Origin of the sequence: Methylomicrobium agile, assembly GCF_000733855.1 — a bacterium.
Lineage (GTDB): Bacteria > Pseudomonadota > Gammaproteobacteria > Methylococcales > Methylomonadaceae > Methylomicrobium > Methylomicrobium agile.
The window spans coordinates 4,359,016-4,374,933 of the sequence record NZ_JPOJ01000001.1; the positions used below are offsets into that span (position 1 = coordinate 4,359,016).

16 protein-coding genes and 1 pseudogene are annotated in these 15,918 nt (G+C 58.5%); 11 read left to right on the plus strand and 6 right to left on the minus strand.

The genetic code is table 11. The features are described from left to right. Positions 1 to 36: 36 nt before the first annotated feature. The 3 genes from CC94_RS0120155 to CC94_RS0120165 form a co-directional block, all read right to left on the minus strand. Positions 37 to 1,584: a cation:proton antiporter domain-containing protein gene (locus tag CC94_RS0120155; RefSeq protein WP_005372809.1), complete on the minus strand. Its 1,548-nt coding sequence runs from the start codon at positions 1,582 to 1,584 to the stop codon at positions 37 to 39. Positions 1,585 to 1,757: 173 nt separating this feature from the next. After that, positions 1,758 to 2,351, minus strand: coding sequence for a DedA family protein (locus tag CC94_RS0120160; RefSeq protein ID WP_005372811.1), 594 nt, complete (start codon positions 2,349 to 2,351; stop codon positions 1,758 to 1,760). Between the two features lie 164 nt (positions 2,352 to 2,515). After that, positions 2,516 to 2,857 carry a zinc ribbon domain-containing protein YjdM gene (locus CC94_RS0120165; RefSeq protein WP_005372814.1) on the minus strand — a complete coding sequence of 114 codons (342 nt, stop codon included), beginning with the start codon at positions 2,855 to 2,857 and terminating at the stop codon, positions 2,516 to 2,518. 546 nt (positions 2,858 to 3,403) lie between these two features. Between CC94_RS0120165 and atpD the strand changes: the two genes are divergently transcribed. From atpD to CC94_RS0120210, 9 genes are all read left to right on the plus strand, one after another. Beyond that, positions 3,404 to 4,777 carry a F0F1 ATP synthase subunit beta gene (gene atpD / locus CC94_RS0120170; protein WP_005372816.1) on the plus strand — a complete coding sequence of 458 codons (1,374 nt, stop codon included), beginning with the start codon at positions 3,404 to 3,406 and terminating at the stop codon, positions 4,775 to 4,777. Further along, positions 4,774 to 5,184 (plus strand): F0F1 ATP synthase subunit delta/epsilon, encoded by a 411-nt coding sequence (locus CC94_RS0120175; protein ID WP_005372818.1) that lies wholly within the window; start codon positions 4,774 to 4,776, stop codon positions 5,182 to 5,184. The genes atpD and CC94_RS0120175 overlap by 4 nt, the downstream gene beginning before the upstream one ends. Before the next feature lie 2 nt (positions 5,185 to 5,186). Continuing rightward, positions 5,187 to 5,462 carry an AtpZ/AtpI family protein gene (locus CC94_RS0120180; protein ID WP_005372820.1) on the plus strand — a complete coding sequence of 92 codons (276 nt, stop codon included), beginning with the start codon at positions 5,187 to 5,189 and terminating at the stop codon, positions 5,460 to 5,462. After that, complete coding sequence (locus CC94_RS0120185; protein WP_005372822.1) at positions 5,459 to 6,166, plus strand: F0F1 ATP synthase subunit A; 708 nt, start codon at positions 5,459 to 5,461, stop codon at positions 6,164 to 6,166. The genes CC94_RS0120180 and CC94_RS0120185 overlap by 4 nt, the downstream gene beginning before the upstream one ends. After that, positions 6,159 to 6,425 carry a F0F1 ATP synthase subunit C gene (locus CC94_RS0120190; RefSeq protein ID WP_005372824.1) on the plus strand — a complete coding sequence of 89 codons (267 nt, stop codon included), beginning with the start codon at positions 6,159 to 6,161 and terminating at the stop codon, positions 6,423 to 6,425. Before CC94_RS0120185 ends, CC94_RS0120190 begins: the two co-directional genes overlap by 8 nt. A gap of 20 nt (positions 6,426 to 6,445) precedes the next feature. Next, on the plus strand, positions 6,446 to 7,207 hold the full coding sequence (locus CC94_RS0120195) for a F0F1 ATP synthase subunit delta (protein WP_005372827.1): 762 nt from the start codon (positions 6,446 to 6,448) through the stop codon (positions 7,205 to 7,207). Beyond that, positions 7,197 to 8,663, plus strand: coding sequence for a F0F1 ATP synthase subunit alpha (locus tag CC94_RS0120200; RefSeq protein ID WP_005372828.1), 1,467 nt, complete (start codon positions 7,197 to 7,199; stop codon positions 8,661 to 8,663). Before CC94_RS0120195 ends, CC94_RS0120200 begins: the two co-directional genes overlap by 11 nt. Further along, on the plus strand, positions 8,647 to 9,450 hold the full coding sequence (locus CC94_RS0120205) for a F0F1 ATP synthase subunit gamma (RefSeq protein WP_031431939.1): 804 nt from the start codon (positions 8,647 to 8,649) through the stop codon (positions 9,448 to 9,450). The genes CC94_RS0120200 and CC94_RS0120205 overlap by 17 nt, the downstream gene beginning before the upstream one ends. 316 nt (positions 9,451 to 9,766) lie before the next feature. After that, positions 9,767 to 10,492 carry an N-acetylmuramoyl-L-alanine amidase family protein gene (locus CC94_RS0120210; RefSeq protein ID WP_036304174.1) on the plus strand — a complete coding sequence of 242 codons (726 nt, stop codon included), beginning with the start codon at positions 9,767 to 9,769 and terminating at the stop codon, positions 10,490 to 10,492. A gap of 74 nt (positions 10,493 to 10,566) precedes the next feature. On the opposite strand, the gene CC94_RS0120215 is transcribed toward CC94_RS0120210, so the two are convergent. Beyond that, positions 10,567 to 11,148, minus strand: a complete 582-nt coding sequence (locus tag CC94_RS0120215) for an RnfABCDGE type electron transport complex subunit B (protein WP_031431941.1) — start codon at positions 11,146 to 11,148, stop codon at positions 10,567 to 10,569. Between the two features lie 177 nt (positions 11,149 to 11,325). On the opposite strand from CC94_RS0120215, the gene CC94_RS0120220 reads away from it, so the two are divergent. After that, the gene (locus tag CC94_RS0120220) at positions 11,326 to 12,636 is read left to right on the plus strand and encodes a sigma-54 interaction domain-containing protein (RefSeq protein ID WP_031431942.1); all 1,311 of its coding nucleotides are present in this window, start codon (positions 11,326 to 11,328) and stop codon (positions 12,634 to 12,636) included. Here CC94_RS0120220 and CC94_RS0120225 read toward each other — a convergent pair whose 3' ends face one another. Together CC94_RS0120225 and CC94_RS0120230 are read right to left on the minus strand one after the other, a co-directional pair. Continuing rightward, positions 12,637 to 13,488, minus strand: a complete 852-nt coding sequence (locus CC94_RS0120225) for a DUF2231 domain-containing protein (protein ID WP_245619794.1) — start codon at positions 13,486 to 13,488, stop codon at positions 12,637 to 12,639. Between the two features lie 63 nt (positions 13,489 to 13,551). After that, a complete protein-coding gene (locus tag CC94_RS0120230; RefSeq protein WP_005372836.1) occupies positions 13,552 to 14,793 on the minus strand; it encodes an EAL domain-containing protein in 1,242 nt (413 codons plus the stop codon). Positions 14,794 to 15,153: 360 nt separating this feature from the next. Between CC94_RS0120230 and CC94_RS0120235 the strand changes: the two are divergent. Then, positions 15,154 to 15,510 (plus strand): annotated as a pseudogene (locus CC94_RS0120235) (pyridine nucleotide-disulfide oxidoreductase); the annotation flags it as partial. Between the last annotated feature and the right edge of the window lie 408 nt (positions 15,511 to 15,918).

Below are 15,918 nucleotides of genomic sequence, written 5' to 3' on the forward strand. Positions count from 1 at the left end.
ACCCAATAGATTGGGTTATCGGCTTTAAAGCCAGGGTTATGCCCGAGGCCCGGCCGGATTCTGCATGAGCTGCAAAGCCAGCTGATTACCGGCTTCGACCAGCGGATGAATCATGAAATCCGTACCGAGCAGTTCCAGTTGCTGCTGCTCTTCCGGAAAATACCAGATCGTACCGATCAGCCCCCGATATCCTCTTTTTCTGAGCTGACGTACCGCCGAACAGCGTGCATCGAATTCGGGCAGCGTCAGAATGACCCCTTTTACCCGGTCCAGCGGCAGTCCGGACCACAGCTCGGGATCTTCCGCATCCCCGTAAATCACCCGTCGCCCCTCGGCCAGCAGGCTTTCCAGCACGGTCGGGTCGGCGTCCAGGCCGACGGCCCGTTTTTCCATGCGATACAGCGTTTGATAAGCGGACAGGCCGGTGCGGCCCATCCCCACGACCAGCCATTCCGCCACGCCGATGGATTCGGGCAAACGGTCCGGATGCCAGGCGCTTTTTTCGAAACGGACCAGGAACGGTTCGAACCTCGAAAACAGCTCATGCGAGTAGCGGTTCAGCGGCGCAGCGATGGCCAGCGATCCGGCGACTGCCAGGGCGACGGTGGAATTCCATGCCGGCGACAGCAGATCCGCCTTGACCATCGCCCCGGTAGTGATCAGGGCGAATTCGCTGTAGGTCATCAAGGCCAGCGACGAGATAAAGGCGGTGCGGGCGCGCATGCCGGCCAGTAAGAACAAAGCGAAGAACAAAATGCCTTGCAACGGCAGCAGTCCCAACAGGCCGAGCGCATCGAAAATCTGATCGCGGTTCGGCAATTCGGCCAGGCCGATCTGCAGGAAAAAAGCGACCAGGAAGACTTCCTTGAGGCTCCAGAGTTTATCGGAAAGCTCCTCGATTTGAGGATGCGCCGACAGCATCACGCCCATCAGCAAGGCGCCGATATCGGGAGAAACACCGACATTCTGGGCGGACAAGCCGCCCGCCAGCGCCAAAGAGACGCCCAGCAGCAGTTTGAGCTCGTCGGCTTCGCTGAACGTAAGCAGGCGGTGCGCCAAGGGGCGCAGCATCGGCAGCAGCAGCAACGCGAAGGCCCAATACGACGGCTGCCTGCCGTCGGCGTAAGCCAGCAGGGCGATCGCCACGATGTCCTGCAGGATCAGGATGCTGAGCACGTCCCGCCCGTGCAGGGTGGATAATTCGCCGTTGTCTTCCAGCACCTTGATCGCCAGCACGGTACTGGAAAAAGCCAGGCTCGCGCCCAATACCAGACCACCTGCGGTCTGCTCGCCCTGCAGCAGAAAAACGATGCCGGCAACGCCGGTCACCAAAAACAGGTGCCAGCCGCCGACGCTCAGCACTTCCTGCCGCAGCAGGGAGCGCAATTTAAGCTTCAGGCCGACCGTAAACAGCAATAACTCGATACCGATATCGGCCAGATGCGTCAAGCTGCTCTCCGATTCAATCCCGAACGTATGCAGGATATAGCCGGCGGCCAGATAGCCGACCAGCGGCGGAAAAGACAGACGGCTGGCGAGCAGACCGACGAGATAGGCCGTACCGACCCAAACTAATTCCATCATAAACGATATACCGGGAGTCTCGGATACAGTAGATACAGTAATTGTGTTCGTTAATTATTGGCGCAACAATGGACGGGGCAATTCCCGAGCCTAAGAGACAGAAAAGAGGAAGACGTTTTCCAAAAACCGATCTTCGCCGGAAAAGTCCGGCATTTCGGCAGACACCAGCCTCTTTACTTCGGAATCCGATTCCGCCGCCTCTCCAACAGGCGCTGCTCCAGTTTATGGAAATAAGTCGTAATGGCGAAAAGAAAACCGGCCGCCAGCGGCAAGGCATAATACCAGTGTTCTTTGGCGAAAACGACGAGCCTGAGGATTTCCTCGCCGAAGACATATGCCGGCGTGATCGTGATCGCCGCCCATGCCCAGGCACTCAGCAGGTTGATGAACGCAAAGCGCCTTGCCGAATATTTGGTGATGCCGATCGACATCGGGATGACGGTACGCAGTCCGTACAGGTAACGCTGGATAAAAATGATCGGCCAGCCGTATTTTCTCAGCAGTAAATGCGCGATCGCGAATTTGCGCCGCTGTTTGTGCAGTTTGCGCTGGATCAGCCCCTTGTTGAAGCGGCCGATATAAAAATAAAGCTGATCTCCGGCAAATCCTCCGAGCCCGGCCACGAAGACCGCGAACAAATAGGACATATCGCCGGTATGCGACATGACGCCGGCCATGATCAGGCCGGTTTCGCCTTCCAATATCGACCACAAGAACAGGATGACATAGCCATATTCTTTCAGCCAATCCAAAAATAATTCTTCCATCGAGGCTTGTGCTTCAGCGAGAGACTACTCTTATTAGCCGCGGCTAATCCCGTCCGCAGTCTTTTAAAATTAAAGTGGTGGAGCCGCATGCGGCCCCCAACGAACAGGGAACCGTAAGAGCAGCCGATGACTATAGGCGAATCACGCGCCTAAATCAACCGGAGTCAGCTCTTCTTGACGAATTCGGATTTCAGCTTCATCGCGCCGATGCCGTCGATTTTGCAGTCGATGTCGTGATCGCCCTCGACGAGGCGGATGTTCTTGACCTTGGTCCCGACTTTGACGACCAGGGACGAACCTTTGACTTTGAGGTCCTTGATCACGGTCACGGAATCGCCGTCCTGCAGCACGTTGCCGTGCGCATCCTTGATCACACGGACGTCGCCGACGTCTTCGGACGCGGCGCCGATCGACCATTCATGCGCGCACTCGGGACAAATGAAGACACCGTTGTCTTCGTAGGTGAATTCGGAGCCGCATGCCGGGCATGGGGGAAGATTGTTCATGGCTTATTCCTTATTTGATTGATTCTCTGCCTTGCCTTGCAAAGCGATCGAACACCCATCATGCCAGAGCCGGGCTTTTGTTGTCCAATTTCTAGGTGATCCTGTAAGCGGCCTTCATGGGGCCGAATGCCCCTTGCGTTTAACGACAGACGCGAGGCTCGAAAGCGGCGGCCCGGCCTGCCCCATACCGAATCGAACCGGCCGCCTGCCGCATGTAACGGGTAGGCGTCGAGGCCCGCATGCCCCGCCCCTGTTGAAACCTTCGGACTTCCGCCGGACGTTTTTTTAAACCCGCCCGTACGTTTTAGCAACGCGATGCAGTCGGTTTGAACTGTTCGAGATCACTTGCAAACCGGCCTTTGGGGGACCTCTTCAAACGCCGGACGGGATATTTATCCCGTCCGGCGTTTGGACCGTTGCACCGCAACGCGGATCTTCGGAAAACAAGACACAGCGCGATTGCCCTGCCAACATGCCGCCGTCCCCCTGTTGAAACCTTCGGACTATGTTAGAATCGGCGGGAAATTGATTTCCAAGCGGGAGTACATGTTACCGCCAAGCGAAAAAACAGTCGGCCGTATCGAAGCGGCCCACGGACCGGTGGTCGACGTTTGCTGCGACTATCTGCCGCCGATCGGCCAGGCGCTGGATGTGGTGAACGGCGAAGGCCGCTACGTGCTGGTGGTCTACCAGCACATCAACCCCGAATTGGTCCGCGCGATCGCCCTGCATCCGGTTTCCGGCATTTACCGGGGCATGCCGGTGTACGACCGCGGCGTCCCGCTGCATGTGCCGGTCGACCCAGCCTGCCTCGGGCGCATGCTGAACGTGTTCGGCGAAGCGCTGGACGGCGGCCCGCCCCTGCCGTCGGAAACCTACCGGAATATTCTTTCACCGCCGCCCTTGCTTTCGGAGACATTGCCGGCCAGCCGGATCCTGGAAACCGGCATCAAGGTGATCGACCTCTTATGCCCGTTCGTGCGCGGCGGCAAGACCGGCCTGTTCGGCGGCGCAGGCGTCGGCAAGACCGTCTTGATGATGGAGTTCATGCACGCGGTCAGCAGCGCGATGCAGGGCGTCTCGGTCTATGCCGGGGTCGGCGAACGGATGCGCGAAGGCCACGAGCTTTGGAAGGAAATGGGCGAAGCGGGCGTATTGCCTCGGGCGCTGCTGGTCTTCGGGCAAATGGACGAGTCGCCCGGCGTGCGCTTCCATGTCGGCTATACCGCCCTCGCCTATGCCGAATACCTGCGCGACACCCTGCAAGCGGAAGTCCTGTTCCTGATGGACAACATCTTCCGTTTCGTGCAGGCCGGCAGCGAAATCTCGGGACTGCTGGGCCGCATGCCGGCCACGGTCGGTTATCAGCCGACCCTGTTAACCGAAGTCGCCTCACTCGAAGAAAGGATCGTCTCGACCAAATCGGGCTCGATCACCTCGGTACAGGCGGTGTATGTGCCGGCCGACGACATGACCGATCCTGCCGTCGCGACCATCCTGGGCCACCTGGACAGTATCGTCATTCTGTCACGCCAACAGGCCGCCAAAGGCATCTATCCCGCGGTCGACCCGTTGAGTTCCGCCAGCCGCATGATGGACCGGCGCATTCTCGGCGACCGCCATTATCAGGTCGCCCGCGCGGTGCGAGAACATTTGGCGCGCTATCGCGAACTGGAAGACATCATCGCCATGCTCGGGATCGAGGAATTGTCCAAGGAAGACCGGCAGATCGTCGAGCGCGCCCGGCGCCTGCAGCGCTATCTGACGCAGCCTTTCAACACCGTCGCCGACCATACCGGCATCCCGGGCGTTCATGTGCCGCTCGAACGGACGATCGGCGACTGCGAAGGATTCATCGAGGGAAAATACGACCAGCTGAGCGAAGCCGACTGCTATATGAGAGGAGCAATAACTTCATGAAGACGTTCAGCCTGGCCTTGATCGATACCGCCGGGACGACCCGTTTCGATACGGTGAGCCAGTTTATCGGCGCCGACGCCGAAGGAAGCTTCGGACTTTTGGCGGATCATATCCATACGGTGGCGCTGTTGCGCTACGGATTGGCCCGGTTTGCCGATAACCGCGGCGTCTGGCGTTTTCTGGCGATGCCGGGCGGAGTTTTGCGTTTTGCGGACAATCAGTTGACGATCACCACGGTGCGCTATTTCCTGGGCGACAGCGAAGACGCCATCTGCGACAGCCTGGAAGCCGCCATGCAGCAAACCGACTCCGAAGTGTACACGGCCAAAGCCGCCTTGGCCAAGATCGAACACTCGCTGATCAAACGGCTGGTCGAATTGAGCGGCCAGAGAAGCGTAGGGTTATAACCATGCCGTTTCGCCGCAAACTGCTCGAACAGACACAACGCGACATCAAACGCTTGAAGAACAAAGGGCATAAGCCGACGACCCTGCTCGGCATTTTTCTATACGGTGGAACGTTGGGATTCTTGTTCGTCGTTCCGATCGTGGGAGGCGCCTACCTCGGCCTCTGGCTGGACGAATTGATTGCAGGCTACTCGGAGCACTGGACCCTCAACCTGATCCTGTTGGGCATTGCCGTCGGCGGCTATAATGTGTTCAGATTCTTAAGGGACAAAACATGAACGGCTCGGAACTCGGGGTAGAAATCGTCGCCCAGATCGGCCCCATCGGCATCAGCAATACGGTCGTCACCACCTGGGGCATCATGCTGCTGTTCACCCTGCTGGCGCTGGCGGTGCGCTGGCAGTTGAAAACCGAACCCAATCGCCTGCAGACGGCGGCCGAAACCGTGCTGATCGCGATCGAAGAAGCCCTGAAAGAATTATTGCCGCCCGGTTCGGTGCGCCGGGTGCTGCCGTTCGTCGCCACTTTATGGCTGTTTGTGCTGATCGCCAATCTCATCGGATTGATTCCGGGCCTGCATTCGCCGACCCGCGATTTGTCCGCGACCTCGGCGCTCGCCGTGCTGGTGTTCGTGGCAAGCCACTGGTTCGGCATTCGCGGCCGCGGTTTCAAAAACCACTTCCGGCATTATGCCGAGCCCAGCATCATTTTGCTGCCCTTCCATGTCATCAGCGAAATCAGCCGCACCCTGGCACTGGCAGTCCGCCTGTTCGGCAACATGATGAGCCTGGAAATGGCCGCCCTGCTCGTGCTGCTGATCGCCGGCTTCCTGGTGCCTGTGCCGCTGTTGATGCTGCACGTCGTCGAGGCGGTCGTCCAGGCCTATATTTTCGGCATGCTGGCGCTAATTTACATTGCCGGCGCCCTGGAAGCCGACACCAACGAAACGCTTTCAAATTCTTCAGAGGAAAATCATGAATGATCTGCATTTATTCAGCACCGTCTCGACCGCCGTTGCAGGCATCGCCATCGCGCTCGGGACAATGATGCCCGCGATCGCGATGGGCCGGGCGATCGCCAGCGCGCTGGAAGCCCTGGCACGGCAGCCCGAAGCGGAAAAAACGATCACCCGGACCCTATTCATCGGCCTGGCGATGATCGAATCGTTGGCCATTTACTGCCTCGTCATCGCGCTGATCATTTTATTCCGCAACCCGTTACTCGAATACTTCCTGAAATAACCGGCCGGGACTCCAACACCATGCAACTCGACTGGACAACATTCATCCTCGAAATCCTCAATTTCCTGGTTCTGGTCTGGATTCTCAAGCGTTTTCTTTATCGCCCGGTCCTGGATCTGCTCGCCGCCCGCCAGCAAACGCTCCGTGAAGCCGCCGAGCATGCGCAAAAGCTGTGCGAAGAAGCCGAAACGCTGCGCCTCCAATACGAGTCCCGACTGGCCGACTGGCAACGGGAATGCGAGAACAATCGCCGCCAGTTGAGCGAGGAACTGGCCCTTGCAAGAACCCGGGAAATGGACAACATCAAGAAAGCGCTTGCCGCCGAAGAGGAAAAGCTGCATGCCCGCAATGAGAAACTGCTGGCCTCGCGCGAGTCGGTACTCGCCCGCTCCGCGGTAGACCAGGCGTACGGGCAGGCGGCGGCCATGCTCAACAGGATGGCGTCGCCACAATTGACGCACAACATCGCCGGCATTTTCCTCGAGGACGTCGCCGCGCTGAACGAGGCCGATCGATCCGCACTCCGCAAGGCGGCAGCGTCGCTGTCGGCCGATTCGCTTGCCGCCGTCGTGTCGGCCCATCCTCTCGATCAAGACCTTCAAGCCGCGATCCGCAAAGCCTTGTCGGGTGCGGCAGGTCAGGATTTGAATCTGGATTCCGCCTTCTCCGAGGATCCCTCGTTGATAGCCGGCCTCCGGGCCATCGTCGGCGAGTGTCAGATGCATGCCAATCTTGCAGACGAATTGGCGTTTTTCAAGCGCCAAGCCAATCATGCCAAATAGCCGCGGCGCTTTCGCCCCGTCGAACTACCGGTTCGGTCTCCGGCTCAGCGAAAGGGGTTATGTCGTCGGGATAGGGGACGGAATTGCCCTGATCCGCGGCCTTCCCACGGCGCGGATGGACGAACTGATCAGCTTTGACGACGGCAGCACCGGCCTGGTATTCCAGCTCAGCAAGGATATGCTGGGAGCGATCCTGCTGGCGCAATCGCAAGGCATCAAAGCTGGCATGTCCGTTCAGCATACCGGCCGCAAACTGGAAATTGGGGTCGGAGAAGTCTTGCTGGGCCGTGTCGTCGATCCGTTGGGAAATGCGCTGGACGGTCTGCCCGATCCCGGCTTCCGCGAATTTCATCCTCTGGAAGCCGCCGCGCCGCCGATCATCGAGCGCGATTTCGTGAAAGAGCCGCTCTACACCGGCAGCAAGATCGTCGATGCGCTGATTCCGATCGGCAAAGGCCAGCGCCAGCTGATCATCGGCGACGACGGCACCGGCAAAAGCACGCTCGCGCTCGACGCGGTGATCAACCAGCGCGGCCGCGATGTTCTGTGCGTGATCGTGCTGATCGGCCAGACGCGCGCTTCGGTCGCCGGCACGATCGAAACCCTGCGCCAGACCTGCGCGCTCGACTATACCGTGGTGGTCGTCGCCGAAGCGAACGCCCTGCCCGGCTTCCGCTACCTGGCCCCGTTCGCCGGCTGCGCGATCGCCGAACACTGGATGCGCCTCGGCCGCGATACGCTGGTCGTCTACGACGATCTGACCCGCCATGCGCAATCATACCGCGAACTATCGCTGCTCCTGCAGCGCCCGCCCGGACGCGAAGCCTACCCCGGCGATATTTTCTACCTGCACTCGCGCCTGCTCGAACGCTCGACCGTGCTGGGCCTGCCTGCCGGCGGCGGCAGCATGACCGCGCTGCCGATCATCGAGACCCGGCAAGGGGAACTGTCGGCCTATATTCCGACCAATCTGATCTCGATCACCGACGGCCAGATTTATTTCGACAGCAAACTGTTCGCCTCGGGCATCCTGCCCGCGATCGACATCGGCCGCTCGGTGTCGCGGATCGGCGGCAAGGCGCAGCATCCAGCTATCAAGGCCGCTTCCGCGCGGATTCGGCTCGATTATCTGCAATTTCTGGAACTCGAACTGTTCGCCCGCTTCGGCGCGCGCCTTGAAGCCGGGGTTGAAGAAAAGCTCCGCCAAGGACGGCTGCTGCGCGAAATTCTGAAACAGAACCCGCTCGAACCGCTGTCCGAACAGGCGCATCTGGCCTGGCTGCGGGCGTACGGCGAGGGCTTGCTGAACGTGCTGTCTCCCGAACAGGCCGCCGCCGGGCTGCAGCAGGTCTTCGAGCAATTGCCGGGCTCGGGTCTGAAGCTGGAATCTTCCAAATCGCAGTGGCTGGACAGGTTGAAGCACTGGTTGAGTGAGACGTATGAGCCAGCGGCGTGAGATCGAAACCCGTCTGGCCCTGTATGACGATTTGACCGGCATTCTCGGCGCGATGCGCAGCTTTGCGCTGGCCGAATTGCGCAGGATCGGCAAACGCGAAGAGAACCAGCAACTGCTCGTGCAGAACCTGCGCGACGCGCTGAATGATGTCGCGTTCGCGCTGCCTCCGCCCGAAAAACCGGACTACGATATCTGGCTGCTGTTCGGCTCGGTACGCGGATTCTGCGGCAGTTTCAACGAGGACGTACTGCGGCTTTGGCAGGAACAAACCGGAGAACGGACGCCGGCGATCCTGATCGGCGAACGGCTGCACGATTTGCTTCCGGAAAGCGCCAACGACCTGCGCGTGCCGGGTGCGAACGGCGGACTCGACGCCGCAGCCACGATCGAAGCCATCCTGCCGGCCATTGCCGAGTCAAGGCAAAAACACCCAGGAAGAGCGGGATTGGTCGCCTGTTTTCGCGACGACCGCGGCGCCTTAAGCCAGCGCCTGCTGCCGCTAATCGAAGCGCAACCCAGCATTTCAGGGTTTCCGCCGCATGTTTACGCCTCCCCGGAAGAAACCGCCGCGGGTATCGCCGAGCACTACCTGTTCCACCAGATCCTGGCGATTTTATTGCGCTCGATCCGGGTGGAGAATCACATGCGCCTGATGCAGATGGAGAATGCCCTGCACCATCTCGAAGAGGGCAGCGGCGGGCTGATCCGGCAGCGGAACCGATTGCGGCAGGAGGAGATCGTCGAAGAGATCGAATTGATGATCAGCGGCAAATCGATTTTCCTCTGACACCGTCTCACGGCCGGCCCAATGTCGGTCCCAATACCGTTAAGGATTGGACCGACCATCACTTCCCCCTCTCGTTTCCCTACCGAGCGCTCGTGATACCCCTTTGCCAGCTTGGGTTGCCCCCAAGGGCACGAATCGTTGTAGGGTACGCTGTGCGCGTACCATTGGAGGGTGAAAAGGTACGCACAGTGTACCCTACAACTGAAGGATGTATTAAAGCTTGCCATTCTTGGCTTCTGGCATTCCCTGCCCGAATGACGACTTTCTCATCTTAACTTAATGGCATGAATGCCGGCCTTTGATAAACTTCCTATAGATGCCCATCCAATACCTGTTATTACTGTGTTCCCACCTAACCTTCCCTGCCTACGCTGTGGATGTGGCGCTCGACGTCGGACACTCCCGGCGCAATTCCGGCGTGATCAGCGCCAGCGGCATACCCGAGTGGGAACTGAACCGGCAGCTTGCGGAAGAAGTAGCGGGCCGGCTGGAGCAAATGAATGTCAGCTATCGCTTGATCGGCGCGGACGGCGCGATGGAGGTATTGGCCGAACGGACCGATCTGGCGAAGCACGACGCCTTTTTCATCTCGCTGCATCACGATTCGGTCCAGCCTGCATGGCTGGAACGGGCCGACCGCTACAGCGGCTACGCGCTGTTCGTCTCACGCCTTAACCCGAAAATCGGCGAGAGCCTTGCCTGCGCAAAGGAAATCGGCGATCGCCTGCTGGCCGCCGGTTTTAAGCCGTCCCTTTATCATGCGGCCTCGATTGAAGGCGAAAACCGGCCATTCGCGGATCGAAGCCGCGGCATTCATTATTACGATGGGTTGGCGGTGCTGCGTACCGCGCGGCAGCCGGCCGTGCTGATCGAGGCCGGCGTGGCGGTGAATCCGAAAGACGAACTCCGCGTCACCAGCAAGGAGGGCCGGGCTCGGATCGCTGAAGCGGTGATTCGGGGTGTTGCGGATTGTTTGCGGATCATCCGGGCGCACGCCTCGGAACGGAGCGTGCGGAACCGAAATAAAACGAAAACCGAGTAATTTGACGGAAATAATTCGGCGGGGGATCAGACCTGCCAGGTTTTAAAAACCTGGCAGGTCTTACGGAAAGCATTTTATAGAACTCCTGACGGCTTCGCCGCAGACTGCACTTTGCTCAGCAGAGCTGCTTTCTTCTCGCGCGCCCGCGCCGCTTTTTCCGCTTCCTCGCGGGCGAGGCGCAGGCCACGCAATTCATAGCGGCTTCTAGCCAGTTCCGCGCGTAGCGGCTTCAAAAGCCGGGCAAGCGCCGGGCTTTCGGGCGCGATTTCCCGCATCTCGATGCAATCGACCGGGCACGGCGCAATGCAGAGCTCGCAGCCGGTGCATTCGGTAGCGATCACCGTATGCATCTGCTTGGCGGCGCCGAGAATCGCATCGACCGGGCAAACCGCCAGGCATTTCACGCAGCCGATGCAGTCTTCTTCGACAATCATCGCAACGGTCCTGGGTTTATGTTCGCCGCAGGCGGAATCGAGTGGCTTCGGCGAAACACCCAACAAATCCGCCAGCGCCCGAATGCCTTCTTCACCGCCAGGCGGACAACGATTGATGTCGGTCTTACCCGCCGCAATGGCCTCCGCATAGGGCAAACAGCCCCGGTAGCCGCATTTGCCGCATTGGGTCTGGGGCAACAGGGAATTGATTCGATCGATCACTTGCGCTTGAACTCGTTGCAAAAAGGCAATTATACTCCAGAAGCCCTCTGCTCCATCCTTCGCTCCCGCAGGCGCATTGAATCCGCCTTTCTCCGCGAAATGCCCATGATTGATTTGCCTGTCCGGCTCGGCTAATATCGGCGTTCCCAACGCTTGCGATTATCCCCGTTCCGATCGATGCCTGACACCTTGAACCTGCCGTCGGCCTGGCTTGGACGGCTCGACAGCCGTTCCGCCCTGCTCGAATTTCTCCAGCTATGCCGCCCTATCGCCTTTTATCTCGTCGACCGGGATCAGCATCTGCTGCACTGGAGCCCCGGCGCCGCGCAGTTGACCGGCCTCGATCCGGGAAATACCTGTCCACCGGAATTCCGGATCCATGCGGAGGCGGAAGATACCGTCCACGCCGGCGGCATGGTGACATTGCACCGGTCCGCCCGGCTGCTTTACAGCCGGGATGGGGCCGTGGCCGGCGGCATCGCGCTGTTGACAGCGGACGCCGGACAGGAAAATCCGGCCGGCGAATCGAGGAATACGGCCGAGCGTGAGCAAAACTTTCAAGGCATCATCAGCCGTTCGCCGGCGATGCGCAATGTGTTCCAGATCATCCGCAACGCGGCCGAAACCGAGGCGACGGTGCTGGTCCGGGGCGAGAGCGGCTCCGGAAAGGAACTGGTCGCCAGGGCGATTCATAACCTCAGCGCGCGCCGAAACGCGCCGTTTCTGGCCGTCAACTGCGCGGCGCTGTCCGCGAATCTGCTCGAAAGCGAACTGTTCGGCCATGTGCGCGGCGCATTTACCGGCGCGATCAAGGACCATAAAGGCGTGTTTCAGCGCGCGGAAGGCGGCACGCTGTTTCTGGATGAGGTGGCCGAACTGCCGCTGGAACTGCAGGCCAAACTGCTGCGGGTGATTCAGGAAAGAAATTTCATGCCGGTCGGCGGCGACCGCCTGATCGGCGCGGATGTGCGGATCGTGGCCGCGACGCATCGGTCACTCAGGGAAGAAGTCAGGAGCGGGCATTTTCGCGAAGATTTGATGTACCGGCTGCGCGTCGTGCCGATCTTCATTCCGCCGCTCCGGCAGCGGCGCGAGGATATCAGTCTGCTGATCCGGCATTTCATCGCTCTGCATAATGCCGGCAAGTTCAGAAAAATCGAGAAGATCGACCCGCAGGCGATGCGCCTTTTGCTCGACTATCACTGGCCGGGCAATGTTCGGGAGTTGCACAACGTGATCGAATACGCATTCGCGGTTGGGCGCGGCACGACGCTACGGCCAACCGAACTCCCTCCCGAATTTACCGAACCGAAAACGGCCGTGCCGGACGCGGCGATGAAATCCTTACCGCTGCGCAGCCCGGAGCAGGAGAAACTGGCGATCGGCGAAGCGCTGCGGCAAAGCCACGGCCGCGTTACCGAAGCGGCCCGGCTCGCCGGCATGAGCCGGGCGACATTCTGGCGCAAGCGGAAACATTACGGTCTTTGATTATTCGCTTGCAGCCGGATGATCGTGAGTATGGTCATGGTCATGGTCATGGTCATGGTCATGGTCATGGTCATGGTCATGGTCATGGTCATGGTCATGGTCATGGTCATGGTCATGGTCATGCTGATCGTCATGGGCTGGCTCGGACGCAGGCAAGGATTCGTGCGCGTGTCCTGAATCAGGATCGGGATCGAAAGCCGGCCCATGATCATGTTCGTGCGCCGCCTCCTCGCCCGAGTGACTGTGCATCAGCGCCTCTTCGGTAACCGGCACCGCGGATACCGCCACCCCGTAACGGTACACCATCAAACCGCCCAAATCGGCGCCCAGCACCAGCACGCCGCACATGATCGCGGCCAGTATCAGAAACAAGGTATTGGCCGCGCCCTCGATCGCGACGCCCTGCAGGGCGCGCCATGCGGAAAGCAGCAGCGACAGGATCAGAACGGTCAGCATGAAATGCTCGTGTCTCTCCATGATGCCGTGCACATCGCCCCCGTGCGCCACCGAATTGGCGGCGATAAAGCCGGCCGCCGCGGTAAAAATCGCGGAAACAGCGCCCAGGTATAACAGCCAACTCGCAACCGCACGCCAGGACGGCTTTCGAAACAAACTGCCCGCCAGATCCAGCAAGAAAAAAGCCGATAAAAACGCGATCGGGAAATGCACCAGCAGCGGGTGGATGTTCTGCATCGAGGCGATACCCGGAAAAACTTCCGCAAATATTTCCGGCGGCTCCATGCCGGCCAGTTTTTCGAGAAAGTCCAAAAGGCCCGCCACGGCTGCCGCGATGCCGCCGCCGTGGTCGGCGCCGCCGTGAACCATAAAAGTCAAAGAATGGAATAAAGTCATAATGATGGTTTTGAATTGAAGACTGAACACTCTACCGAATGCCGGGCAAAAAACCAACTTTCTTCAAGCCGGATCGAACAGTAACGAAGGCTTGCCGACATAATAGCCCTGCGCATAATCGACACCCAAAACCTTCAATTTCTCCAACTGCTCGGCATTTTCGACATATTCGGCAATCGTTTCCCGCTCGAATAATTTCGCCGCCGAGCAGATAAAGCTGACGACCAGTTCGGAATAAGGGCATTTGAGAATATTCTGCATGAACAAGCCGTCGATCTTGAAAAAGTCGACGTTGAATTTGGACAGATTGGCGAGGTTGCTCGATCCGATGCCGATATCGTCCAGCGACAGCAAACAGCCCAGATTCTTCTTCAACTGCCGCATGAACTCGCAGGCATTCTGATAGTCGTGGTCGGCGACCGTTTCGGTGATCTCGAAGCAGATCTTTCTCGAATCGATGCCGTAATACCTGAAGTTCTGTTCGACTTTCCCGATGAAGCCGGGATAGCGGATCGTGCTGCCGGAAATGTTCAGTGAATAGACGGCATGCTGGGGATTTTCGGCCAGGTAACGGCACAGTTGCTGCACGACGTAAAGGTCCACTTCGCGGCTGATGTGGAACAGCTCGGCGGCCCTGAGCAGGCGCCGTTGCGTCAGGCTGTCGCCCTGGTCGCTTTTATACCGCAGCAGGACCTCGGCTTTTTTTTCGGCGTCCGCGCCGTTGATCGGCGATATCGGCTGCGCGAACAACACGAAGGCATGGTTGGTCAGCCCTTCCCTGAGCTCCGGCAGCAATTTCAACAGGTCGTAATATTCGTGCAGCACCGGATCGTCGTATTCGATCAGCTTGACGACGCTGTTGCCGGCCCGCTTGGCTTGAAACAGCGCTTCGTCCACCGCGGCCAGAATGCGTTCGGGCGTTTTATATTCGGGCGACAACGAGGTTACACCGATAATCAGCTTCGGATAATAGGCGATGTCCGCCACAATAATACATTGCTGGTCGATCAGATGGGCCAGCTGTTCGGCGAATTGCATGCTTTCCTGCACCGGCAATTTGAGCAGGATGCCGAAGCGGTTGCGATCCAGTTTGCCGATACGGGCACTCGCGATCGACGCCACTTTACCGATGATCAGCGACTGTATCCGGGAAAAAAGCTCTTCCGCCGCCGCGGTGCCCTGCGTCAGGCTGGCAAGCTGCAGAGTATGGTTGATCTCCGCATACAGGAGCGTATATCGGTCCCGATTGGTTTCGGCAATCCGTCCGACTTCTTCGATGAAAGCGATCCGGGTCAGTAAATTCATAAACTAACCGAAATGACGCCTTGAGAATGCGGGACAGCTCCGAAGGCCAGCATCCGGCAATGAACGGCCCACTGGATGAACTTAATGATTTCAGTCCCCATCGATATTTAAACAGTACAAAGCGGCATCGCCCTCTCGCCAGCGGAGACGCGCTTGATTTCGGATGTGGGACAGGGCGGTTTCCGTTGGAGGACGGCCGGAGAAAAACAGTATCAATAAGGAAAACAGGTTTGACATGCGTGCATTGTACAGTAAACGTTGTCAGGATTCTTCCGGTTATTCGACTTTTAACACGCTGCAGGAATAACACGATGACGAGCTTACAAATCCGCCTGCTTGCGATCATCGTTCTCGCAATCGGTCGGGCTGAACGAACAGGAGGCAAAGGAACAAGGCATCCCTTATGAAACCAGCCTCTACGATCTGGCCGAGCTGGGCCGGGCAATCGCGGACGGCAAAGGACAAGGTTTTGTAAAAGTCCTGACCGTTCCCGGAAAGGATAAAATCCTCGGGGTTACGATCGCAGGGGAACATGCCGGCGACCTGATCGCCGAATTCATTCTCGCGATGAAGCACCGTATCGGTCTGAACAAGATTCTCGGTACGATTCATATCTATCCGACCCTCGCCGAAGCGAATAAATACGCCGCGGGAGTGTGGAAACGCGGACATCAGCCGGAAACCCTGCTGAAATGGCTGGCTAAGTTTCATGCCTAGCGGCGGGGATAAACTTGATTGGGGAAAACCCTAGCAAAACGATCAATACGGGAGAGGGGTCAGGATGTGCCCATTCCTCAAGGTCATTCCCTTTTTTGAGGAAAGTCGTCCACTTCGAAACCGGCCGGCTCTGAGCCTGAAATGATACATCGCCATTTTATTCACAAAGTTTGTGGATAACTTTGTGGATACATTGTTTTCGGGCTCTCCAAAGTACCGTTTTTATTACCCCTCGGTCAGTTTGTATAAAAACGAATCAATCCACTGAAGCAATAATAAATCAATGACTTGGATCATCTACTGGGTTTTTTGTCGGCCTTGTCCGGCATGATGTAAGTCATTGATTTCTTCTGTGCATAAACGCCCTCGTTAAGAAACCGGTTGTCAACGGCAGACGGGTTTTCCGAT

Excerpts from the sequence above, each read along its gene's own strand:
- CC94_RS0120155 (WP_005372809.1), bottom strand. The coding sequence starts at position 1,584 with ATGATGGAATTAGTTTGGGTCGGTACGGCCTATCTCGTCGGTCTGCTC.
- CC94_RS0120160 (WP_005372811.1), bottom strand. The coding sequence starts at position 2,351 with ATGGAAGAATTATTTTTGGATTGGCTGAAAGAATATGGCTATGTCATC.
- CC94_RS0120165 (WP_005372814.1), bottom strand. The coding sequence starts at position 2,857 with ATGAACAATCTTCCCCCATGCCCGGCATGCGGCTCCGAATTCACCTAC.
- atpD (WP_005372816.1), top strand. The coding sequence starts at position 3,404 with ATGTTACCGCCAAGCGAAAAAACAGTCGGCCGTATCGAAGCGGCCCAC.
- CC94_RS0120175 (WP_005372818.1), top strand. The coding sequence starts at position 4,774 with ATGAAGACGTTCAGCCTGGCCTTGATCGATACCGCCGGGACGACCCGT.
- CC94_RS0120180 (WP_005372820.1), top strand. The coding sequence starts at position 5,187 with ATGCCGTTTCGCCGCAAACTGCTCGAACAGACACAACGCGACATCAAA.
- CC94_RS0120185 (WP_005372822.1), top strand. The coding sequence starts at position 5,459 with ATGAACGGCTCGGAACTCGGGGTAGAAATCGTCGCCCAGATCGGCCCC.
- CC94_RS0120190 (WP_005372824.1), top strand. The coding sequence starts at position 6,159 with ATGAATGATCTGCATTTATTCAGCACCGTCTCGACCGCCGTTGCAGGC.
- CC94_RS0120195 (WP_005372827.1), top strand. The coding sequence starts at position 6,446 with ATGCAACTCGACTGGACAACATTCATCCTCGAAATCCTCAATTTCCTG.
- CC94_RS0120200 (WP_005372828.1), top strand. The coding sequence starts at position 7,197 with ATGCCAAATAGCCGCGGCGCTTTCGCCCCGTCGAACTACCGGTTCGGT.
- CC94_RS0120205 (WP_031431939.1), top strand. The coding sequence starts at position 8,647 with ATGAGCCAGCGGCGTGAGATCGAAACCCGTCTGGCCCTGTATGACGAT.
- CC94_RS0120210 (WP_036304174.1), top strand. The coding sequence starts at position 9,767 with ATGCCCATCCAATACCTGTTATTACTGTGTTCCCACCTAACCTTCCCT.
- CC94_RS0120220 (WP_031431942.1), top strand. The coding sequence starts at position 11,326 with ATGCCTGACACCTTGAACCTGCCGTCGGCCTGGCTTGGACGGCTCGAC.
- CC94_RS0120225 (WP_245619794.1), bottom strand. The coding sequence starts at position 13,488 with ATGACTTTATTCCATTCTTTGACTTTTATGGTTCACGGCGGCGCCGAC.
- CC94_RS0120230 (WP_005372836.1), bottom strand. The coding sequence starts at position 14,793 with ATGAATTTACTGACCCGGATCGCTTTCATCGAAGAAGTCGGACGGATT.